Source organism: Pseudoalteromonas luteoviolacea NCIMB 1944 (assembly GCF_001625565.1).
In the GTDB taxonomy this organism is placed as follows: Bacteria; Pseudomonadota; Gammaproteobacteria; order Enterobacterales; family Alteromonadaceae; genus Pseudoalteromonas; species Pseudoalteromonas luteoviolacea_F.
The window spans coordinates 226,896-249,196 of record NZ_AUXS01000016.1 but is presented as its reverse complement, the minus strand read 5'-3'; the positions used below and the strand labels follow the sequence as shown (position 1 = coordinate 249,196).

Genomic DNA, 22,301 nt, shown 5'->3' with positions numbered 1-22,301 from the left:
AACGATGATATTAAAAGCCTACGTTAGAGAAGCGTGGCGCAGTTTAATTGCCACTAAACAACGAACACTTCTGGCGCTGATAGGGATCAGTATTGGTATCGGCGCGGTGATATCTATGGTTGCCATTGGGCAAATGGTATCAAACGAAGCGCTGCGACAATTTAGAAGTTTGGGCTCAAATTTGATCACCTTGAGTCTTTACGATATCAGTACACAACAATTGACCTTTAGATCTACTCGGCACACGGCAGAGTTAGATCAAAGATTGAACTGCGTTGAGCTAAGTGCGCCGCTGAGCACACAAGGCGTGACATTGGATAAAGGGGTGAACGGAACTTTGGCAAGTGTGAGCTCTGAGTTTTTTACCCTGACAAAAGCCAAGCTAGCAGCAGGCAGGCAGCTCTCTCACTTTGATGGTGCAAAGCCCTACGTCGTGATAGGTGCACATGTTGCTGAGTTGTTGGGGCTTAGCACAGCGACAAAGGCTCTGATCGGTCAGCGCATTAAGGTGGAGCAGCACCACTTTACTGTAATTGGAGTGTTAACCGAATCACCAGATATAAACACACTTAACCTTGCTACTAACACCAGTATTTTCACGACCCAGGATTACATTAAAAAACGCGACAACCAAGCTAGTTTTAACCATGCGTTGCTAAAGGTAGGGGAGAAATTTGATACAGAAGTTTGTGAGCGGCAGATGCATCAACACTTTTACATCTTAAATGACCGTATTCTCGTCAACACAGTCACTGCCAAGCAATTACTTGAGCAAATGCGTGAACAAACAGAGCTGCTGGATATTATGCTGGCAATGATTGCTGGCATTTCTTTGTTGTTAGGTGGCGTGGGGATCATGAACATCATGTTGATGTCAGTTACAGAACGAAAGCAAGAGATTGGGATCCGCCGAGCTATGGGGGCGAAAAAGCGGGATATTCGTAGCCAGTTTTTAATCGAATCAATTTGCCTATGTGCTATTGGCGGGGTAATGGGTGTTTTGATAGGCATAGGCGCGAGTTATGCGGCGGCTTCACTCTATCACTGGGTGTATTTGATCCCCATTTATCCAATTGCGATGGGTTCCTGTGTTTCTATATTAACCGGGATATTTTTTGGCTTTATACCGGCAAATCACGCAGCCAAGTTGGACCCAATCGACGCCTTACAATGTGATTAGAAAATCATATAGGTTATTTATGCGCTTTTATAAGTGTCTATGTGGACTAGTTTAGATGTTTATGCGGAGTTTTCAGGATAATTACTTATATGAAATTTCTACTTTATTTTAAGTGTTTGAAATATATGAAGTATCTCTTTTTGGCCTACTGATTGCTCTTTATAGGGTATGAAATCGGCATGATAAAACCCGGTTCATAACGTGGAGTATTTCTCTGAATAAAAGTAACAGGGCAGTTGTTCCTCGCTGATATTTAGAGAGCAGCACATTCCATGACCGTAGTCTATAAACGGCCAGTTGGGCCAAGTGGAGATAAAGAATGAAATCAAAATTAGGATTAGTAAGCATAGGTATCGCAATGTTTGCCTCAGCTTCTGCTTTTGCAGGAAGTAAAACATGTAGCATTAGAGTACAAAACCTTGTTTACGATGGCGGCGGCCCAGATGGTTATGTGTGTGCCTTTGATGGTGCAGACGAAGTACTATTTGTACCTTATTCAAAAGGAAAGGTTGAGTTTGGTAAGGGGGTAAACTTTACCTGTAAAGGCAGTAAGTGCGCGCTTAAAATTAAAAAAAGTGGCAGCAACTGTGATGGGGTACCTACTTGGACTCGAAGTATTCCACTAGTGAAGTGTGGCGCGACCTACACCTTTACCAGCTTCGATAAAAACGGTTGGCACACTAAGTAAAGGTTGGTTTAAACCGAGCATCTAAGCGTTTAAAAAAGCCCGGAGTAGACACTACTCTGGGCTTTTTAATTTGTTAGCGCCGATTAAGTGCAAACCATCCAATGACGGCAAGAGTGAAGAGCAAAAAGGGGGTATTGCGCCAGTAAACAAATGGAGTACTGCCTTGAAGTGGTGCTATGGTTGAACTTAATATCGCAAACTCTTGATGTGATGTTCGCTTTATCACAGCCGCATCGGGAGCAATAAAGGCCGTGATACCCGTTCTTGCTGCACGCGCTACCCAGCGACCTGTTTCAATCGCACGCATTCGAGCGATCTGTAAGTGTTGTTCGGGTTGGGAGGTCCCATCGAACATACCATCATTGGTGAGCATTACCAGAAAATGTGCACTAGGCAGCGCATCTGCTACTTCTGAACCAAAAGCGGCTTCATAGCAAATAGACACCCCGGCTAAATACTCGGAGGTTGGCAATAGCGGGTTAGGTGTTCGAGAGGCATTGAAGGTATCCTGATGAACATTCAGCAATTGCCATAGCGGTGCGAGAGATTGGCGCAGTGGAATGGTTTCACCAAAGGGAACTAAGTGACGTTTATCGTAAATCGCTTTGTCTGTAGCATTGACCGCCAGAACACTATTGTAAGTGAGGTTATTTTGGTGATCGCGAATATTTGTCCCCATTAAAACAGACTTGTTCTGGGGAGCTGTGATGGTTTCAAGCTGTGCTACAAAGTCTCTGTATTGGGCTGAGCTGGTGGCAAAAGGCAAAACTGTATCATTGAGGCTAAACGAAACTGTTTGCCATATATGTTTATCTAACTCAGTTAAATGTGAAGGTTGCGGTGCCACTGTATGCATTGAAAATTCGGTTTCAGGCCAAACAACGAGTTGATGTTTACTTAGCAACTGCCGATTTAACTCAACAGCGCGCTGCCACTTGTCTTTATTCGATAAGGCGCTGTAAATGTGGTTAGGTTGAACAAGCGCAATTGGGATTGGGCTGCCAACCTCGTTAGTCCAAGAAATACTCTGCAGAAGCATGCCTGATGTCCAAGCAATGGTAGTTATGCTCATTGCGATGAGTCTATAGCGTGTATAAAACAGTGCAATCGTTACCAGTGCTGAACTCATTGCAACCAAATAAGCTATGCCGTTGACCCCAAATACGCTTGCCCAACCAATCAAGGGCATATCAAGCTGTGAATAGCCAATATTGAACCATGGATAACCGCTAAGAAACCATTCCCGTGACCATTCTGCAAGCCACCACAGGCTGGGGAAGAGCAAGCAAGCCCGGGTAAGTAAAGCGCGTCCCTTGAGCAATACATATATTGCGCCCGCGGCGCCCATACACAAACTTACAGCAGCAATAACCAAAACCGTGACAAGAATAGCCAAGGGCATTGGCATATCGGCAAGTTGGTTCGGTGACAAATATAGCCAAGTCCCGGCAACCGACAGCAAAGTTGCGGTATATAAAAAGCCAGTTACAAAAGCCTTTTTGATTGAAACTCGCTCCCAAAGCAAGAAGCAAATTATCGGACCATAAAAAGCTAGATAGTACAGGTTGTATGGAGCAAAAGAGAGCGCACTGATACAGCCAGATGAGCCAGCCAGCAAATACACTTGGCTTTTGACGAGGCGCGTGCGACACACTAAAGATGGGAGAAATTGTATAGCAAACATATACTGAGTTTAAAGTTATAACATTCCTGTATTGCCTAAGAGCAAGTAGTAAGCCACATATAAGCCTTTGAATTTCATGTTTTCTATGCGCGACTTTATGAATCTATAGGTATTTTTACCTATATGTCTTATTTATGCGTAATTTGCGAAAAGTTACGTATAACTTATAATGAAGTAATTAAAGTCATTAATAATTAATTCCTTTTTTGATTGGGTAGTTTATGGTTGTTCAACAGTTTTTAGATGAAATGCGGCGACTACTAAAGATCAGGCAGCAGGAGCCTGAATTATGGGTAGATTGTTGTCGTGAAACAGCCGTGAAAGCGCCGACGAATATACTAATGGGGATGTTGGCAAACGTATTAATGCTTTTGGCTGCAATTGATGCTGATGCGCCTGAAGGCTTAGTGACTCTATTAATAGTGATTATTTCTTTGTCACTGTTTCGCATTAGCAGTCTGTATTTAATTAAGCCGGACTTGGATGAAGATAACGTCGTACGTGGTTTGGAAAGTCGATACTTTGTTGGTGTGTTGGTACTAGGGTGTTTAACCGGTATAGGTATTCTGACACTGGTCCCGTACCAACCTCCTTTATACAATGTTTTGTCTTGTAGTGCCGTGATCGGTATAAGCGGCATTGTCGGGGTAACATTTAGTACCAGTTTTAGAACGGTATTGTCGTATTGCTTGCCAACAACGCTGGCCGTATTTATTAAATTTATCATAATTGGCGGCTGGATTTACTACACCATGGCGCTGTTCACTTTGATCCTGACGGTGAATATTTTGTACACATCAGTAATTGTTTCTCGGCGCTTACTGAATGAGTTTCGCCTTCGCCATGCACTGCAAAAAGAAATCGCGGAGCGTAAAAAAGCAGAACAAAATCTGATCCAAGCTAAGGAGCAAGCAGAAGCGGCAGATAGATCAAAAAGCGATTTTTTAGCGATGATGAGCCATGAAATGCGAACGCCTCTAAACGCAATCATCGGCAGTGCTGAGCTTGCGCAAATGTCAAAACAATCGGATGCTCACCCTCATCAACATTTGTTTGAGCGGATCGGGACAGCGTCAAACAGCTTGCTCGGGATAATTAACGATGTGTTAGACCATTCGAAAATAGCGGCAGGTAAAATGCCGCTAGAAAAGGTGCCTTTTAATCTACCTGAACTGGTTAGTAAAGTGGCCCAAATGTTTCTGCCGCAGCAACTTCAAAAGCCCATTCGATTTGACGTGATCCAGCCTCAATACCAGCAAACACTCTTTATGGGAGACGCTCTGCGTCTTGAACAAGTGCTGACAAATTTACTTTCAAATGCTTTTAAGTTCACTGAAACTGGACAAGTTGTTTTAGAAGTGACCCAACAGCGGGTGGGCGCGCAGGTAAGCCATGAGTTTAAGGTAACAGATACTGGTATTGGCATTGCGCCACAAAATCAAGCCCAGTTGTTTGAAGCGTTTACTCAGGCAGACTTGTCGACTACCCGTCAATATGGAGGAACGGGGCTTGGTTTGACTATAAGCCAAGATTTAGTGCGTTCCATGGGGGGGGAAATCAAACTTAAAAGCGAACTGAATAAAGGCAGTACTTTCAGTTTTGAGTTGGCTTTTGAGCCATACGACTTACCGATTGAAGAGGGTGTTACGGCTGAAGTATCAGATCGTTTTAAAGGCTTTAAAGGGGCCCAGATCTTGATTGTTGAGGACAATCCGGTTAATCAACAAGTATTGCGTGAACTATTAGATATGTGGCATGTTGCTGTCGCGGTGGTATCAAGAGGTCGCGATGCGTTAGTTTATCTCGAAAGTCGCAGTGTTGACTTGGTGTTGATGGATATTCAAATGCCAGATATGGATGGATTGCAAACCACAGATAAAATTCGTAATCAACTGAACCTTAAAGATTTACCTATTGTTGCTATGACAGCTCATGCCTATGAAAGTGACAGGGAAAAATCCATCGGTGCGGGTTTGAATGCGCATTTGACCAAACCCATAGAACCACACACCCTATATGAGACACTTGCTCAGTGGTTGTTAGAAAGTGAAGACGAATCGCAAACTGCCTGCACTGAAGTGCTTAACGCTTCATTTGAACATCTGGATATTCAACAAGGGCTTCGCCAAGCTGGTGGTAATAAGCAGAGTTATATTAGGGTGCTGCATAGCTTTTTACGTTCCCAGCCAGATTTGATTAATCGTTTAGACGCGGATGACAGCAAGGCTGTTATTGCCAGTGAATTACATGGGCTTAGGGGAGCGGTTAGCACGATAGCGGCTACTCAAACTGAGCGACAAATTGCGCAATTAGAGGCTGAGTTATCAAGTATTAACAAGCAAGAACTGTATACCCAATTGAGCGATATCAAATCTAACTTGAAGCACTTATTAATGGACATAGAGACATATATTCAGCTTAATGAGAAAGCGCTTGAACCTGAAGTTACAACAATCGAATCATCAACAGTCACACTGACTAATTTAATCAATAAGCTAGAAATGCAGCAATTTGATGCGACCTTTGAGTTCGACAACATCAAACATGAGCTGGTCACAATTTCTCCCAAATTAACCGCAGAATTAGACAAAGCGTTAACTGAGTTTGACTTTAAACTTGCTTTGCAACTGGCGTTGAAAATTAAGCAAGAGGTAAAAAATAATGCGCGATAACAAACAAGGTAGACGCCAAAGAATACTGATAATTGATGACAATCCAACCAATATAACTGCGGTTGGTATGAGTTTGTCTAGAGACTATGAGATTATTGTGGCAACCAGTGGCGTGCAGGCATTTGATACCATCAGTAAACAATTGCCAGATTTAATATTACTAGATGTGGTGATGCCGGGTATGGACGGATTACAAATATGCAAGCGAATCAAAGCTAACGAAAAAAGTGCGCAGATCCCCGTTATATTCATTACCGCCCATGACGATGAAGAGAAAGTAGTAGACTGCTTTTCTGTTGGGGCCGTAGATTATATCCGCAAACCACTGTGTGAGGTTGAGCTGGTTGCTCGGATCTCCACACACTTGACCCTACAGCGACAAATCGACGAGCTTGCCAAGCAAAATCAAGCTTTGGAAAAGCTGGCACAAGAGCTAAAAATAGAAAGTGCAGAACGCAAAAAAGCAGACGCAAAAGTCAATACATTGGTTCGTCATGAAGCACAAAAGTGGGATGGTTCAAATCTCATTGGTCGAAGCCCTGCGATGTTGGCATTACACGATGACATAAATCGGCTGCAGCAAATAGACAAAACCAGTGTGTTAGTACTGGGTGAGTCGGGGTCAGGTAAAGAATTGGTTGCAAGGGCCATACATTTTGGTGGCCCAAGATCAAAAAAGCCATTTATAGCAGTTAATTGCTCAGCCATTCCAAGAGAGCTTGCGGATGCAACATTTTTTGGCAATGTTAAAGGCGCCTATACCGGGGCCGTGAGCGATAGAAAAGGGCATTTTGTTGAAGCTGATGGTGGCACCTTGTTTCTCGATGAAATTGGCGATATGCCCTTGGAGATGCAAGCTAAATTGTTGAGGGTGCTTGAAGATGGGGTTGTGACACCCGTTGGTGGAAACCAATCTAAAAAAGTCGATGTGAGGGTGGTATGTGCCACCAATGTCAATATTCATCAAAAAGTATCGCAGCAACAGTTTCGACAGGATTTATACTTTCGCTTAGCGAGCTATGTTGTCAATGTGCCTGCACTGCGTGACCGCCAAGAAGATCTCGCTTTGCTAGTTACACATTTTATTCATTTGTTCTCACAGGAAATGGGCCAAGCACCTGTTTCCATCAATGAAGAGGCGATGCAGATACTTACTGCACACCATTTTCCTGGCAATGTTCGAGAGCTTAAAAACCTGATTGAGTTTGCACTCATTCGCAGTAATCAACAAATCATCACGCCAGCTCAACTACAAATCATGCAGTTTCAAGACATTGATGTGAATTTGCAACACAGCAGCAAAACTCCGGAGCATACGCCGTCGTTTGTTACACGAAGAAAAGACGAAGACGTGATCTTAGCGTATTTAAATTCACATGATCAAATCACCAACATGGAATGCCAAAAGCTGATCGATGTGAACCATGACCGCGCATCATATTTGTTAAGAAAATTACATAAGGAAGGAAAAATTATCAAACAGGGACAAAGACGTTGGAGCTACTATTGCCTTTCGAACCATTCTGAAACATGATAATTCATGCCCTTTACAGATACTAATATATCGATAGCAAGGGCTGAACCATGAAAGCAGTCAAACAACAGCGGTAGAGAATATGATGGAGCACACTAAGATAGAGCGAGGATGGGATTTGTCACATGTTGGCAAAGTGGCCGAATTGTACGAAATGGCGTTTGGTGCAAAGTTTGCTACAGCAATTAATTGCCAACAGAGCAGAGTACTCATTTTAGCTAAAAGCTTCGTACCTTCTTTTTCCTACGTTGTTATGGTGGATGATAAAATCGCGGGCATTGCCGGGTTTCATACTAACGAAGGTTCGTTGACAGGTGGATTGAGCTTTGCTGGGCTAATTGAACTTTTGGGGGTTGTCAAAGGAGTGAAAGCCGCACTGATATTTGGCCTCCTTGAAAGGCAGGTCAAGGAACATGAGTTGCTTATGGACGGAATTGCTGTAGACGAGCAATTTAGAGGCAGTGGCTACGGTTCCCAACTATTGGATGCCATCATTGAACACGCAAAAAATAATGGCTATAAATCGGTGCGTCTCGATGTAATAGACAGCAACACGAGAGCGAAAAAGCTATATGAATCTAAAGGTTTTGTAGCGACGCAAACCGAGTATTTTCCTTACCTAAAGTGGTTGCTTGGCTTTTCAGGTTCAACAACCATGGTTTACCACTTCGAAAATGATGAACGCTGATGTAACGTCGTGTTGTTTTGAATGATGGGCTTGTAGATGAGCAAGTTGTTAAACCGAAAAACAACACAATTTTCGGTCAGAGAATATTTGCATTCAGCTTTTATAATCTACCTGTGCCATTGCAAATAAATACTGGCATACCAGCACCAATTGGGTACTCGCAACGGGTATAAGTAATTCTAACACCAGGATACTGGCTCTTAAAATCATTGATAAATAAACGGCGTGCTTCACTTTGGCTTACATAAGTATAGGCATTGCTATACCTAACTTCACTGTAGGCTGTTGTTGCTAGAGATGTGAAAAGCGATGCTGTTGCAAGCGCGGTGGTTAAAGCTAATGTTAATTTAGATCGCATGTTTAACTCCTTTTGTTTGAAAAATATACAGTATTTCTTCTGTTCTAATAATTCAAATGAATTTTATAAATGTTCATTTAATTAGTTTACTTTTTTCATGAGTTAAATGAATGCAAAGTTTAGCTCGATTTTCTCGCTGTGGCAGCTATACCAATAGCAGTAAAAAATAACCTTCTTTCTATCGCGTTTTTAGTAAATAAATTTAATTTAAATTTAACAATAGTGAACGTCATTAATTATCCTTTTTTGGGTATTAGTCGTTGTGGTAATACACATTATTCTGACTAAAAGTAATAGAATTTAAATCTTTTTTATCTAAAAAAGGTAAAAATGAAAGCAAAGTGTAAAAATTGTGTGTTACCTTATTTGTGTTGCGCAACATATATACAATTTAAACCTAAAAAAATATATGAGGATAACCATGAAATTTAAATACGCTGCATTGTTAGGCGTTATCTCTGCTATCACATTGTCACCTGCTGCCAATGCCTATTTATATAAAGATCCGGGCTATGTAGAGCGAAATGTTCGTTCAATTCAAAAAAATAATGTGATTGGGCAGTCACACCAATATCGTGATCAGCAAGGTTGGATGTATGTTGACCAAGTGAGCAATGGCGCAACACAAGGGGTGTATCAGGCTGGAAACTGGGTGAAACTACATAACCGTAATTTCAAAATGTCTATAGGCGAGCTTGAATTTTCATTCAATCCAAGCAAACTCGACTGTACGCAAGGGATGAGCTTCAATTTTACAGTTGGAGATGACACTGTCGCAAGCTTTAAACCAAATTGTGACGACTTATTGAATGCATCAATCACTTACCCTGTTGAGTACTACTTTGACCTTATTCCTGAGCCAATTAAACCAAAAGTTGAACTGCCGCTTGATCCTTTGGGCCTACTCAAGGTGGGCGTTAAATTTGGTGCAGGTGTAGAAGCAGGTGCTGAATTTACGGTCGGTGGTGTGATTGGTGGTCATGGCAATGAAGAACCGTTTGAAGTGGATGGTGTAAGACGCCCTGATTATGTGTATGCCTCAGTTGAACCTTATGTCGGTGGTTTGGTGTCTAGCTCAGCCTATGGTTCATTTGGTCATGGTATCTCGGAAGCGGGTGTTAAAGGTAAATTAAACCTTCTGAAAGTAAAAGGAAAAGGCTACGTAGAGGCGGGTATACGCCGTGTTGTTCAAGATGAGCAAGTTGTAGAGCAGGGCTTCTTGGAGCTGAAGATCAGCACTAAGTTGACTGGTGGTGACGGTAAAATCCAAGCTTACTGTAAAAAGCTATGGGGTTTGTTGCAATTCAATGTTGACGTAATGAAGTGGGATCCACTTTATACACGTGAAACCGTGCTTTACGAATACGCAAGCCCAGTTTGGGAAAATCTATAAAATGCTATAGGTGGTGGCTTTGCCACCACTTTTTGAGAAGATTCCATGAAAAAAATAACTTTAACGTGCGCTGTTGCAGCTTTATTGATCGGATTCATCATACTTAATGTCTCTGAAGATGAAAAAGAGGTCAGCGCCCAACCGACAGCTACCGCGCCAAAACAGCGCGACACGATATCAGCAAACACTTACTTTTTTGCGTATCAGGTAGATATACATTCGGCAGTGCTGACAGAGCAGGGCAGTGCTATGACTTTCTCAGAATTCAGCTGGCAAATGAGCTTCCAACCCCATGCTTCGGCATCAACCAAGTCGGCTGCAATGCTCAGCAATATTCAGTTTGTTGCAGACAATAAAGTACAGGCAATGCCAGATCAGTTACCATTTTTGGTGAAGTATAAGAATCATCAGTTTTCTGAGTTAGATATGTTGGGTCTGAGCGGCCAGCATCCGTTATCCGTGCTGTCAAAAGTATTGGATTTAATGAGTTATTCTTTAGATGAGCCTTTAACATTTGAGGATGCTCTGGGTGTAAAAACATTTCAGTATGTGCAGCGTCAAAATATGATAGAGCGCTCAATTACACAGCAGAAAAAAAGTGCTGATAACGAAGAGCTAGAGCAGTGGCAGATCACATTAGATGCTGATAAGCCGGGGACTATACAGGCACTGGATTACAACAACAAACAAATTTGGCGACGCGATGATCAGCAGTACGAAGTTGTGCAATCTGTTACGGTTAAACTGATTAAACATACACCTTTTGAACCAACAGATTGGTTAGCTTCTCACAACCAACATGTTTTGCCACCAACAGCTCAGGTGCAGGAGGTGGTAAAAGTGACCAACGAAAACTTTTTAGAGCATGTCCAGTCACTTAAAACTAATTTAGATCCCATGTTAGCAAAAGAAATTGGCCTATTTATACTTGAAAACTTTGATCAAAGCGCGCTTAAAAGGCTGTTCGAAGAGCATGAGGGATCAACGTCTGCGTTCATTTATGCACTACAAAAAGCACAGACAATGCAAGCAGAGCAGATGTTGTCAGATCTGTTAACTGACACTGATTTAAGTCAGCAAGTACAGCAAAAGCTAGTTATGGCGTTAGGGCGGTTTGAAAATGCATCAGAGGTTGGTTTTGCTAGTTTACGGTCTGTTGCAGAGCAACAATCAACGCCAGCTTTATCTGATATGGCATTGTTAAGTATCGGAACTATGAGTAAATTCTCTCCTGGTCAATCACGACAAGTCGCGAATTATTTGACCGATCAATTGACCAACCCCGAACAACTGCCTACGGCAGTATTGGCAATGGCAAACAGTAAAAATCCGCAGTTAGTTGCAAAATTGCCCGCGTATTTACAACATTCAAATATGCAAGTGAGAAAAAACGTAATCAAATCTTTAGCGCGAATGGCTGACTACCAAGATCAGGTAGTATCGAGTTTAGTTGCATCACCGCAAGTCGGTGCAATTGACGCATTCTCTCGTGTATACCAACAAGCAAACTACAAATTGTCGGCGCTTAATTTAGATAGGCTAGAGCACCTTTATCAATCGGAATCAAATCCGGTAGTAAAAAAGCGTCTTAGTACAATTATGAATATGTAGTTGTTTTTATAACGTTTAATTGAGTTAAATGTGAGTCTCGAGTGCGATTACAAAGAGACTCGCAATTTAGTTTGAGGTTATAAGTCAGTGTACGTACGCGGTGTATTACTTATGTTATTACAGTAGTCGGGGTCATAAGTTCTGCGTTCTTTGGCAGTGCCTCACCAATATAAGGTGTCAGTATCGCAGGTACTGCAAGCTTGTGGTTACTTAGGGTTGTACTCTTTGTTTGGTCGGTGAGTTCTTACGAATTGAGTTCCTAAACGGGTTACTTTTTTAATCTACAATTTGAGTATTCAAAATAAAAACTGTTCTACCTGACAGTGCTTAGATTCAAGTTAGTGTTTACTTTTACCTACTCCCTTAACTAGGTTCAGGTTATGAGCGAGTTCACACAGTAATAGTTTGACAATTTTATGACATTCAAGGTGATAGTGATGCCATAGTGAATGAATCGTATTTGATTGCATCGATCCAAATTAGAGCGTGTCAGTGACATGATTTTTGCAAGATGCTTAAAAAATAAGCTTGAAATTAACTTTGATATAACATAAATTTCAAAAGTCTTTTATTAAAAAAGCACAATAATTACAATTAAAGGATTTTAAGTTTATGACATCATGTAAAGTAATCAAAACCATACTCCCTGTATGCGCACTCGTACTCGCTTCAAGTGCTCAGGCCAGCGCATTTGATAGCGCTGTGCAAAAAACAGATATCGCCCACGCTGTGTCTCATCAAGCCAATTTGGGTTTGCACAGTATGTCTCGTTCAGACAGCAATGAATTTGAACACGTCATTCACCATCCAAACGCCAACTTTATTAAAATCAATTTTACCAAGTTTGCTTTACCAAAAGGCGCTTACTTAGAAGTGAGTGACCTTAAAGGCGGTGAGGTTTATCGTTATGACCACAATGACAGCGATGTCTCTTCTTCAATGTCAGTATCTGCAGATGCTGTTAAGCTTAAGTTAGTAATTACTGACAAAAGTGCGTGGAATCATGAACACGGCATTGAAATAGCTGACTTTTTTGCTGGTTACTCGGACACTGAACTCGCTGCAAATGAAGTCATGTCAGAGATGGATATTGTAAAGCCGAACTCGACTTGCGGCATTAATGAGCGCAGAGATGTAGCGTGTTGGCAAAGCTCTCATCCAGTCGAATATGAACGCAGCCGACCTGTTGCGCGTCTACTAATTGGAGGTCGTAGCTTGTGTACTGCTTGGCGTGTAGGCGCGAGCAACCACATGTTCACAAATAACCACTGCTTTGACTCTGCGGCAGATGCAAAAAACGTAGAAGTATGGTTTAACTATCAGCGTTCAGCGTGCGGAACAGGTGATACTAACGGTACTGTTAAAGTAATGGGCGATCAGCTTCTTGCTACTGACTATAAGCTAGATTATACCCTCTTCACAGTGAAAGATTTCGATAAAATTAAGCAGTTTGGTCACTTTGGCTTGGATGTAACTTCTCAGCTGAAGGGACAGCGTATTTTTATCCCTCAGCATGGCAGTGGTAACCCTAAAGAGTTAGCGATTGAGAGTGATCAAAATGCAGGTGGTTACTGCCAAATTGATCAAACTGTGACAGCAGGTCGTGGTTCAGATACAGATATGGGCTATAAATGTGACACCATTGGCGGGTCATCGGGATCTCCAGTTGTGTCAGCTGAGCATAACAATGTGATTGCATTGCACCACTATGGCAATAGCACACAGTGTACCACTAAGCTAAATCGCGGTACTCGAATCGAACTTATCTGGCCTGAAGTTGCATCACATTTCGGTGGTGTAGTGCCTAAAGGTGACAATGGTCCTGTTGATAATACACCGCCAGTTGCAAACTTCTCTTACACACAAAATGCGTTATCTGTCACCTTTACTGATACATCTTTTGATGACAAAGGAGTGGTGAGCTACAACTGGCAGTTTGGAGATGGTACATCGAGTCAGGCGCAAAACCCGGTTCATACCTACGGTGCTGCAAATACTTACACGGTTACTCTGACTGTTACTGATGCAGAAGGCGCACAGTCAACTAAATCTGAACAGATCTCAGTTTCAGTTGGTGGTGGCTGTACAGTTGATGCGTGGCAAAGCAACAAGACTTATCTAAAAGGCGATCAAGCATCGCAAAATGGCAGTATTTATGAAGCACAGTGGTGGACGCAAGGTGCTTCGCCAGCTGACAATTCAGGAAAATGGGAAGTTTGGCAGTGGGTTAGAGACTGCAAATAACCTTGTTTATGATTTCTTGGTAGATAAAACGCTCATTGCATAGCAATGAGCGTTTTTGTTAAATGAGTGGGAGGTTATGATTTTTAAACCGAAATGAAGTGCTCAATGGGCAACGTGATTTCCGTTCTCAGTAAATGTCGGTTCTTTTTCGCATTTTGTTTTGATGCGTCATTGCCACCGTATATATAGCCGCAAAAAAAGTCATATTTTCGCTTTAACTTATTTAATGTAGCTGCTTGGATTTTAAAGGCAAACCCTTTTCCTCGAAAAGCCTTCGCAATAATAAAATCGCTGACTAATACGCCGCTATACCCGAGTTCAGAGCAAGGCTCTAACATAATGACGCCAATTTTTTTCGCTGGTTGGTTGTGTGTTTCTGCGACAAAAAGAAGCTGGCTTTTCAGTGCTTCTTCAAAGGTTTCTTTATCTTCGATTTCGATACGCTCTTTCAGCTCAGGTGTTTCTTTGTGGAAGAGATCATATTCTGTTTTATACCAGTGCCAGTCTGTTTCCATATCTAGTGGACGCAGGGTTACATCATCCGCTGCTGCCAAGGGCATATGATCAATTTCAGCACCCCAAAAACAATCTTCTAAGTGCGCGCCACTTAACGATAACAGGCTATCAAAGTGCTGACTGTTGGGTTTGGACCAAACAGACAATAGCTCTGGTTGACACCAGGTGAAAAACGCCAGTATCTCGGGTAAATAGATTTTTAGATCGGCATATTCTGTTTGAGATTCACCAATTATTTCAATAATGGTTTGGTCGATATGGTTGCGGTATATACTGGCTAACCAAATCTCTCCGTTGGGCAAATATACGATTTGATCATGTAACTGTTCATCGGGAACACTGTCAGGAATTTGTCTACGGGTGCGAACTTCATCAAAGCCGTCTTGATAGTCATCACACCGAGCGCGGATATCTTCGCGCTCAGCAGTTATGGCCTGTGCCGAGTTTACTTTGCGTAGTGGCGAAGTGTTATAGGTATTGATCAGCCCTTTAGTAATTCGCTCAAGCTCTTGTTGTGTCGCCTTGCTTAATGATTTAAAGGTGAGTTTTTTGTCCATATTAAAATTTCAGCCGAGAAATTGGCTGTACTCCATTTTAAATTTCAACACTAACTATATGGGTCGATATTACAGTTTTTCAATTGTTCGTACCCAAAAAGATTACATTGAACGAATTCTCAACAACCAGCTAAACTTACTCGAATGATGTCGTTGCACCTAGTCAGTTGCGTTTCAAAAGGCGTACCTTGATGGTGTCACAGATATAGAACATAGGTTTTGACTATGCGCGAACTAACCTTGAAGCATAGAATGTTCATATTTTGTATTGCTTTACTTGTTTTTAGCAATATGTGTATGGCGTCTACTGCGTTAAAAAATCAACATTTAATCAGCAAAATAGAAAGTAGTAGTGGCTCAGATAAGATTGAATTGATAATCGACTATGTGTCCAAAAACTTTCATTATAAAACCAAAGACGCCATTAAATACGCTGAAGAAGGACGCACTTTACTGAGCTTAATGCCAAATAGTGATCAGTCAGCTAGATTACTCAGCTTTTTTTCTCGGGCGTATATTTCTTATGGTGATTTGGCGCAAGCACATGCTCTAGCACTTGAAGCGCAAGGCTTTGCAAAACGCAGTGGTGTCAAAGAGAATGAACTTAGGGCGCAATTGGTGCTTGCTGATATTGCAATCAGGCAGCGAAAGTATGATCTCGCAAACGCGCGGTTGATAGATATTATCGAACAAGCGACTAATGATAAATACGAGCGCTTTTTAGCCAATGCCAAAAGGCTTTTCGGACGTTTATACAGTAAAACTCAAGACTATGAGGCAGCACTTGGCAGCTTTTTACAAAGCTTAAGTTTATATCGCAAGTTGAACAAACCTGTTTACATCGCTTCAAGCCATCAAAGCCTCGCGTCGATCTACCGAAAAATGAATTTATATGAAAAAGTCTTGTTTCATCAAAATAGAGCTATCCAGATATCACTTACGCTAGACAACCCCAATCAACAAGCCGTTTTTTATAGCAACATGGGCACATATTTAGATGAAGTCGGGAAGTTTGATAAAGCCATTGAAATGCACTTAAAGTCTCTGTCTATCAAGTCTCAGCTTGGATATAAAATGGGCATGATCCATAGTCTCAACCGGTTGGGTAGTGTATATCGAGAAGCGGGCGATTATGAAAACTCAGAAGATGTACTAAAACAAGCAATCGCCCTCAAAGCTGAGATTAACCGCCCTGACCCGAATATTTCAACTTTTCTCGACTTAGGGCGTTTATACATTGAAACTGACCAGTTGGTTATAGCTGAAGACTATTTGAATAAGAGTATCCCGCTGTATCAAGGTTCTCCATGGGAAGATAGGCTTGCTGAAATCTATCAAGCTTTAGGTCAGCTTTACGTTAAACAAAATGAACCTGAAAAAGCCATTGATGCCTATTTGGTTGCAATTAAAATCGCGAAGGAGCACCAAAGAGACGCCTTGTTAATGGATTGCCAGCTAGAAGTTGCTGAAATACTCAAAGCTCAGGGCGAATTTCAACAAGCATTGTCTTATATGCAAGCTTATTTGGCACTTCAAAATTCTTGGAATGAAAAAAATAGTCAATACCGGATAAGTGCCTTGGCAATTGAATTTGATGTTCATGAAAAAGAGCGGGAAATTGCCAGTTTAGTACAACAAAACCGAATAAAAGATCTTGAAATAGATAAGCAAGCGGTACAGCAAGTGATGATATTGATCGCCATGCTATTTATATTCAGCTTTTTATCTTTTACATATTTTTGGCGCAATAAAAGCAAGCAGCTGAGCGTTGAGCAAACTGCGCTCAAACAAGTAAGTAAAGTTAAAGATCGCCTTAAGCATGCACTTTGGGGAAGTGGAGATGAACTGTGGGATTGGGATTTAGACACAGGCTTGATTGTCCGCGACAACAGAATGCATAACCTTTGTTTGCCCTGTGAACATATTGGATCAGACCTAAACGCATTAGAGTCATCGGTTCATCCAGATGACTATGCTGATTTGCATGCCAGGTTTCATTGCCATCTTGCAGGTGACAGTGAGTTTTATGAAGTGAGTTATCGTGTAAAGACCAAAGGTGGCGGATGGATGTGGGTACTGGATCGCGGCAAAGTCACTGAGCGAAGCTCTGATGGAACGCCATTGCGAGTGAGTGGCACTATTAAGGATATTTCTAACATTAAAGCATCTGAATTGGCTTTAGCGGAACTAAACGCAACACTTGAGAAACGAGTCGAAGAGCGTACCGTCAGTTTGAAGCAGTCACGGGATGAATTGGCGCAGATATTAGATGAACTTACCTCGACACAGGCGAATTTGGTAGAAGCGCAAAAAATGGCATCGCTTGGGCGTTTGGTTGCGGGGGTTTCACATGAATTGAATACACCACTTGGCACGACTGTGACGGCAAGTTCAATTTTATTGAAAGAGCTATATGATTTTAAAGCTAAACTCGAGAACAGCAAACTCACACTGAGTGATACCAACGCATTTCTTGAAGTGTCGCTATCGAGTATCGAGCTAATAGACAGCAACACAGAGCGCGCTGCACAATTGATCAAGCGGTTTAAACAAGCTTCGGCACAAGAGTACGTTGGTAACGAAACGACCATAGATCTTAAAGCGTCTATTGAGGGCATTACAGCATTTCATAGCAAAGGCAGTGGCGTTGTGGTAGAAATTGACTGCCCAAAAAGCCTTCAAATACAATGTGATTCGCAAGCATTGTCCAAAATTTTAGAAGATTTATATCTAAATGCGTCACTACATGGATTTGAAGGAAAATCGGGTCATATTCTTATCACTGTTAAAATAAAAGATGGCCATGTAAACATGCTGTTTGCAGATGATGGGGGAGGAATTGAAGAGCAAACCGTATCGCATATGTTTGAGCCTTTTTATACGACCGCTCGACATCAAGGCAAGGTTGGTTTGGGCTTATATATGGTATTTAACTTGGTGACTTATGTATTGCAGGGCAGCATTCGTTATTTGCCAGGCACACACAAAGGGGCGTGTTTCGAAATTACCTTTCCGGCGGCTCAGCAGCATATATAAAAGCGTTTGTGAATAGGTTATGTTCAAGATTAAATATAAAAAGGAAGCCTTATTTAGCTTCCTTGGAGGGCTTTATTGTTATTATGAGCAGGACTTGGGTTTAGCGCTTAAATCAAAGCCTTTGAAAATCATCCAAAGAGGGAAGATTAATTCATATAGTCCACCCGGGATGTACATCCAAGAGCCTGAAAAACTCACACCAAAGTAATCAAATGCAACTTTTAGTAATAAAATCGCGTAACCTACCATGCCAAGTACAGAGATGGCTCTTGGAATTAAACGGTATTGATATAAGGTGATGTTGAGTAGAAAGCCGCACAAGCCTAAAGAAAACATCCCCATTAGAAAGCCGAACCAACGCTCAGATTTGAGTGCAGTGCCCATCATATAAAGGTATTCGCTGGACACATCTGGATTATCGATTATTTGCTTGCCCATGGCGATAAGTGTCATCAGCGTGACCGCTCCTGTAATTAAGGTTGCGCCTTCTATTAAGCGACCGCTGACATAGCCGATGGCGACACGCTCGCTATACTGCCTGATAGTCGGATAAATTAGGATAGACATGCCAATAACCGCTGCGCAATTTATAAATTCTAATAAGGCTGCGAATGCAAGTGATGTTCTGTTTAGTGCGGCTTGCTCTAAAAAGTCTGGTTTAGTGAGCAGCTCATAGATGATGGAATCAGCATACATAAATGAGCTGGTAGAGATCAGGATAAGTAATCCGGCAAAACGTATTGCAAGTGAATTAGACATAAATAAAACCCTTTTTATTTTTTCTCGCCGGCGTGCTGTTTAAAGTTGTGCATGCCGACGGTGCGTTTTTAAGATGGTTCTATTGTTGTCGTTTAATGTCAGTAAATCGTCCGAATGGGCCCGTTCGGTCTTTTTATTCGTATATTTTTTAGTGAGTTACTAACGTGGCTTGCTTCCTATATAGTGATGGGGTTAAACCTGTTGCTTTTTTAAACGCAGTATTGAAAGTCGACTTTGAATTAAAGCCCACTTCATATTGAATGGTGGAGACGCGTTTATCTGTTTCTTGTAAAAGTATTTCGGCCGCTGCCACTCTATATCCATTTACGAATTGGAAGAAATTGGTTTTCAGTCTTTGCGACAAAGTCTCCGAGATATGATTTTCACTTACGCTAATGGCTTTTGACAGCTTGTTGAGAGACAGTTCTTCATCCATAAAAAGTTGTTTTTCCCTCATAATATTTTTCAGTTCGTCTGATATTGCATCCATTTTATCTAGGCTTAAAGTTGCACTTCTGGTTTGTGCAGACACGGGTTCTCCTTTATCTTCTTTAGTTAAAATAGGTTGATTGAGTGCCAACTGCGCAAAAGCGAGTAAAACGACGGCCTCAAAAAACGGCAGAAGCTTCAACCATGGTAGCTTCCAACCGGTTAAGGTTGGAACGTAAGAGAGTGAGTAGCAAAGCCAAACAATTCCCCACAGCATCAACATGATCCTAAACCAGTCCAGTGATCTGGATTGTATTTCTGCAAAGCGCTCCATTAATTGCTGACGATGTCTGGCGTGAACTTGCAGTGCTTTGATGAAATAAAAGGCATTGAACACCATAAATACCAGCATATTTGCGACACAAGTGTACAAGGCGACTTTAAAATGCTCTGGATTACGAGTCGCGGGATCTGCCAAAGCGAGCTTTTCTGCTGATGTGAATCCGATTGCAAATGGCAGCATCACAAGTATCGCAACCACGGGCCCAATCATGGCCAGAGCATAGCTTTTCTTGGAAATAGACAGGTTTGGTGACATAGTTGCACAGGCATAAAAAAACAACGCGGGACCGAGCAGGATACGGACTGGCATTTGCATGCCTACTAAAGCAGGGAAGTACTGATATGCTCCAGTATAAATAACGAGTTCTCCGCTAACATGTATAAGCAGCAAGAATAATAGCGCGATGAGGTAAGTTGTTTGTGGCTGTTTGGGCTTGTTCACAGCTTGCACAAGCGCAAGTAAAATTGCGCCCCACATACCGGAATAGATGACGGTGTCTAAAACATCCATAATTTCCCTCATACTAGATATAGTAGATTTAAACTCGCAGTATAGTATGTATGTGTAACACCCATGTAAAGATGAAGGAGTCAGGCTATTGAATTTTAATTAATAAATTTATGAGCAGAAAGTAATGACTAGATTAATCAATTTTATTGACTGATTTTAGCGGCCTTGCCAATTGTTAGGGATAATCTAAAAAGACTAAGTGGTACATTTATTTTTTAAGGGAGTAGGGAGCTAGTTGCTAAGTTATTATGAGCTTCATTCGCTGTAATTAGGCTGCCATCACAGCAACATCTTTTGAATATTCATGGCCATAATGATTTGGTGTTTAACTGAATTTACAGCGGTTTGGCGCATTTCTATCTACTATTGTAATGGATGTGTTATTTATCAATAGTCGAAAATTGATGATAAGCGAGCGTGTATATTGATCCCGCAATCCATATCGTCGGTATAAATTTTTAGTCCAAAATTAAGGAGTGCCAATGCGTTGTTTATCTGCGAAAGTCAATTTAGTGGTACAAAGCTGTATAGTGCTAAGTGGTTTAGCTTCGGGCAGTGTTTGGTCAAGTACTAAAGCAGTTGAAAACAGCGTTAATTATTGGCAGCAAGCCCCCAGCTTACCCGTTGCATTTCAAGAAGTTTATCCGGCTGTATTTAAAGAGCGGATAATCACAGGAGGAGGATTTACTCCGTCTCAGTCACCGTCATTTTTTGGACTTGGGCCAACCAAAGATGTATATATTTTGAATCCACCAACGGGTCAATGGCAAAAAGCCCCATCGTTGCCCGAGCCGCGTCATCATTTGGGCATGGTTAGTAATCGACACTATGTCTATGGTATTGGTGGCTACGCCGGGCCTAAAAGCAACGCGTGGCAAATCAAAAAGTCTGTGTTCAGGTTGGATGGTAAGTTTCAAGCTTGGCGTTCTGGGCCCACTTTACCAATCCCTCTGGCAGAATCTGTGTATGCCAACGTCGGAAAGTATATTCACGTTATTGGCGGCAAAACAATCTCTTCCGAAACAGGCAAAAATGTCGACTCAAACGCCCACTATGTTCTGGTCAACAATGCTTATTGGCGCAAAGCAAAGCCTGCTTCGATTAAACGAAATTCCGCAGCAAGTGCTGTGGTTGGTGACAAAATTTATGTGTTTGGCGGGCGTTCCGCGAGTGAAGGCAGCAAAAACTTAAACCATGCGGAAGTCTATGATACAAAAATGGATACATGGACCACAATAAGCCCGCTACCTGTGGCTTCGGCGGGGCTTTCAGCCAGTGTACTTGATGGCAAAGTGATTGTGACAGGTGGAGAAGTGTTTGGCCCTAACCACCAGTGGAAATTGGGAAAAGCGTTTAAACATGCTTGGCGCTATGACCCAGATACAGACAAGTGGGAGACGTTACCCGATATGCCACAAGCACGGCATGGCCATGGCTCTGTGACACTGAATAATACTCTGTATTTGATTGGCGGCGCGGCAAAAGTTGGACCACAAAATACATTGCAAAGCACGTTATCATTGCAAGGAAATAACGAATAGAAAAGTGATGTAAGAGAGTAACGGCTTAAGTAAAAGGTTACTCTCAGTGAAATTCGTAAAAAAACCGCAGTATTTCCACTTAATTGCAGTACTGCTAGCTTCTTATTTGAAAGAGTAATGCGATGTCAAAGCAACGCTTTTACTTCACCAAAACTCAGTTGCGCCTGATATTTCTCATCGTCGCTTTGCCGCCATACATTCTTTCGCAATCTGCGGCAGTTCGCCAAGCATAATCATAATCCCAAGAGTAAAACTGCTCATGCCATAGTAAGACACCATTTTTGTGGCGATATATCTTTAGTCCGACTGGGTTTGCTTCCGGTTCCCACGTGTGCTGAATCAGGACAATTACTCTCAATAAGGCGGTGGCGCAATGACAATTTACTTTTTAGCGATGTAAGAGACAGAGCAACCTACTTCATAATGCAGAAATTTGGATTTTTCAGCCCTCGCCAACTGCCGATATCGCATAGCAGTAGTGCTCGTTTCTGTGGCTATAAGAGCGTACTACTTTCAGTCGCTGGCTTTCTCTTAAAGGCGATCCCACGCGCGTCGTGC

15 protein-coding genes are annotated in these 22,301 nt (G+C 41.9%); 10 read left to right on the top strand and 5 right to left on the bottom strand.

The features are described 5' to 3' along the window. Positions 1–4: 4 nt before the first annotated feature. Both N483_RS05925 and N483_RS05920 read left to right on the top strand, forming a co-directional pair. Positions 5–1,180, top strand: coding sequence for an ABC transporter permease (locus N483_RS05925; RefSeq protein ID WP_023401971.1), 1,176 nt, complete (start codon positions 5–7; stop codon positions 1,178–1,180). 319 nt (positions 1,181–1,499) lie between these two features. Next, positions 1,500–1,868 carry a hypothetical protein gene (locus N483_RS05920; protein WP_023401972.1) on the top strand — a complete coding sequence of 123 codons (369 nt, stop codon included), beginning with the start codon at positions 1,500–1,502 and terminating at the stop codon, positions 1,866–1,868. A 73-nt stretch (positions 1,869–1,941) separates the two neighbouring features. On the opposite strand, the gene lnt is transcribed toward N483_RS05920, so the two are convergent. Continuing rightward, a complete protein-coding gene (gene lnt, locus N483_RS05915) occupies positions 1,942–3,552 on the bottom strand; it encodes an apolipoprotein N-acyltransferase (protein ID WP_023401973.1) in 1,611 nt (536 codons plus the stop codon). Between the two features lie 221 nt (positions 3,553–3,773). Here lnt and N483_RS05910 point away from each other — a divergent pair, with 221 nt between their 5' ends. The 3 genes from N483_RS05910 to N483_RS05900 all read left to right on the top strand — a co-directional run bounded on the left by N483_RS05910 (position 3,774) and on the right by N483_RS05900 (position 8,446). Continuing rightward, on the top strand, positions 3,774–6,224 hold the full coding sequence (locus N483_RS05910) for a response regulator (protein WP_023401974.1): 2,451 nt from the start codon (positions 3,774–3,776) through the stop codon (positions 6,222–6,224). Then, positions 6,214–7,758 carry a sigma-54-dependent transcriptional regulator gene (locus N483_RS05905; protein ID WP_023401975.1) on the top strand — a complete coding sequence of 515 codons (1,545 nt, stop codon included), beginning with the start codon at positions 6,214–6,216 and terminating at the stop codon, positions 7,756–7,758. Before N483_RS05910 ends, N483_RS05905 begins: the two co-directional genes overlap by 11 nt. A gap of 82 nt (positions 7,759–7,840) precedes the next feature. After that, positions 7,841–8,446, top strand: coding sequence for a GNAT family N-acetyltransferase (locus tag N483_RS05900; protein ID WP_231105424.1), 606 nt, complete (start codon positions 7,841–7,843; stop codon positions 8,444–8,446). 100 nt (positions 8,447–8,546) lie between these two features. Here the strand turns inward: N483_RS05900 and N483_RS05895 are convergent, their stop codons facing one another. Next, positions 8,547–8,804 (bottom strand): hypothetical protein, encoded by a 258-nt coding sequence (locus N483_RS05895; RefSeq protein WP_023401977.1) that lies wholly within the window; start codon positions 8,802–8,804, stop codon positions 8,547–8,549. Positions 8,805–9,225: 421 nt separating this feature from the next. Between N483_RS05895 and N483_RS05890 the strand changes: the two genes are divergently transcribed. The 3 genes from N483_RS05890 (at position 9,226) to N483_RS05880 (ending at position 14,052) form a co-directional block, all read left to right on the top strand. Continuing rightward, on the top strand, positions 9,226–10,197 hold the full coding sequence (locus N483_RS05890) for a hypothetical protein (RefSeq protein WP_023401979.1): 972 nt from the start codon (positions 9,226–9,228) through the stop codon (positions 10,195–10,197). A 45-nt stretch (positions 10,198–10,242) separates the two neighbouring features. Next, complete coding sequence (locus N483_RS05885) at positions 10,243–11,808, top strand: HEAT repeat domain-containing protein (protein ID WP_023401980.1); 1,566 nt, start codon at positions 10,243–10,245, stop codon at positions 11,806–11,808. Positions 11,809–12,420: 612 nt separating this feature from the next. Continuing rightward, positions 12,421–14,052, top strand: coding sequence for a PKD domain-containing protein (locus N483_RS05880; RefSeq protein ID WP_023401981.1), 1,632 nt, complete (start codon positions 12,421–12,423; stop codon positions 14,050–14,052). Positions 14,053–14,135: 83 nt separating this feature from the next. Here N483_RS05880 and N483_RS05875 read toward each other — a convergent pair whose 3' ends face one another. Further along, complete coding sequence (locus tag N483_RS05875) at positions 14,136–15,125, bottom strand: hypothetical protein (protein WP_023401982.1); 990 nt, start codon at positions 15,123–15,125, stop codon at positions 14,136–14,138. A gap of 225 nt (positions 15,126–15,350) precedes the next feature. Here N483_RS05875 and N483_RS05870 point away from each other — a divergent pair, with 225 nt between their 5' ends. Further along, positions 15,351–18,161 (top strand): tetratricopeptide repeat protein, encoded by a 2,811-nt coding sequence (locus tag N483_RS05870; RefSeq protein WP_023401983.1) that lies wholly within the window; start codon positions 15,351–15,353, stop codon positions 18,159–18,161. 81 nt (positions 18,162–18,242) lie between these two features. On the opposite strand, the gene N483_RS05865 is transcribed toward N483_RS05870, so the two are convergent. Both N483_RS05865 and N483_RS05860 read right to left on the bottom strand, forming a co-directional pair. Further along, positions 18,243–18,920, bottom strand: coding sequence for a DUF4386 domain-containing protein (locus tag N483_RS05865; protein ID WP_023401984.1), 678 nt, complete (start codon positions 18,918–18,920; stop codon positions 18,243–18,245). 148 nt (positions 18,921–19,068) lie between these two features. After that, on the bottom strand, positions 19,069–20,202 hold the full coding sequence (locus N483_RS05860) for a helix-turn-helix domain-containing protein (protein ID WP_023401985.1): 1,134 nt from the start codon (positions 20,200–20,202) through the stop codon (positions 19,069–19,071). Positions 20,203–20,684: 482 nt separating this feature from the next. On the opposite strand from N483_RS05860, the gene N483_RS05855 reads away from it, so the two are divergent. Continuing rightward, positions 20,685–21,743 (top strand): Kelch repeat-containing protein, encoded by a 1,059-nt coding sequence (locus tag N483_RS05855; protein ID WP_023401986.1) that lies wholly within the window; start codon positions 20,685–20,687, stop codon positions 21,741–21,743. The last annotated feature ends 558 nt before the right edge of the window (positions 21,744–22,301 follow it).

Coding starts and splice junctions, on each gene's coding strand:
- N483_RS05920 (WP_023401972.1), top strand. CDS start 1,500: ATGAAATCAAAATTAGGATTAGTAAGCATAGGTATCGCAATGTTTGCC.
- N483_RS05890 (WP_023401979.1), top strand. CDS start 9,226: ATGAAATTTAAATACGCTGCATTGTTAGGCGTTATCTCTGCTATCACA.
- N483_RS05910 (WP_023401974.1), top strand. CDS start 3,774: ATGGTTGTTCAACAGTTTTTAGATGAAATGCGGCGACTACTAAAGATC.
- N483_RS05875 (WP_023401982.1), bottom strand. CDS start 15,125: ATGGACAAAAAACTCACCTTTAAATCATTAAGCAAGGCGACACAACAA.
- N483_RS05870 (WP_023401983.1), top strand. CDS start 15,351: ATGCGCGAACTAACCTTGAAGCATAGAATGTTCATATTTTGTATTGCT.
- N483_RS05925 (WP_023401971.1), top strand. CDS start 5: ATGATATTAAAAGCCTACGTTAGAGAAGCGTGGCGCAGTTTAATTGCC.
- lnt (WP_023401973.1), bottom strand. CDS start 3,552: ATGTTTGCTATACAATTTCTCCCATCTTTAGTGTGTCGCACGCGCCTC.
- N483_RS05855 (WP_023401986.1), top strand. CDS start 20,685: ATGCGTTGTTTATCTGCGAAAGTCAATTTAGTGGTACAAAGCTGTATA.
- N483_RS05900 (WP_231105424.1), top strand. CDS start 7,841: ATGATGGAGCACACTAAGATAGAGCGAGGATGGGATTTGTCACATGTT.
- N483_RS05880 (WP_023401981.1), top strand. CDS start 12,421: ATGACATCATGTAAAGTAATCAAAACCATACTCCCTGTATGCGCACTC.
- N483_RS05905 (WP_023401975.1), top strand. CDS start 6,214: ATGCGCGATAACAAACAAGGTAGACGCCAAAGAATACTGATAATTGAT.
- N483_RS05865 (WP_023401984.1), bottom strand. CDS start 18,920: ATGTCTAATTCACTTGCAATACGTTTTGCCGGATTACTTATCCTGATC.
- N483_RS05895 (WP_023401977.1), bottom strand. CDS start 8,804: ATGCGATCTAAATTAACATTAGCTTTAACCACCGCGCTTGCAACAGCA.
- N483_RS05860 (WP_023401985.1), bottom strand. CDS start 20,202: ATGGATGTTTTAGACACCGTCATCTATTCCGGTATGTGGGGCGCAATT.
- N483_RS05885 (WP_023401980.1), top strand. CDS start 10,243: ATGAAAAAAATAACTTTAACGTGCGCTGTTGCAGCTTTATTGATCGGA.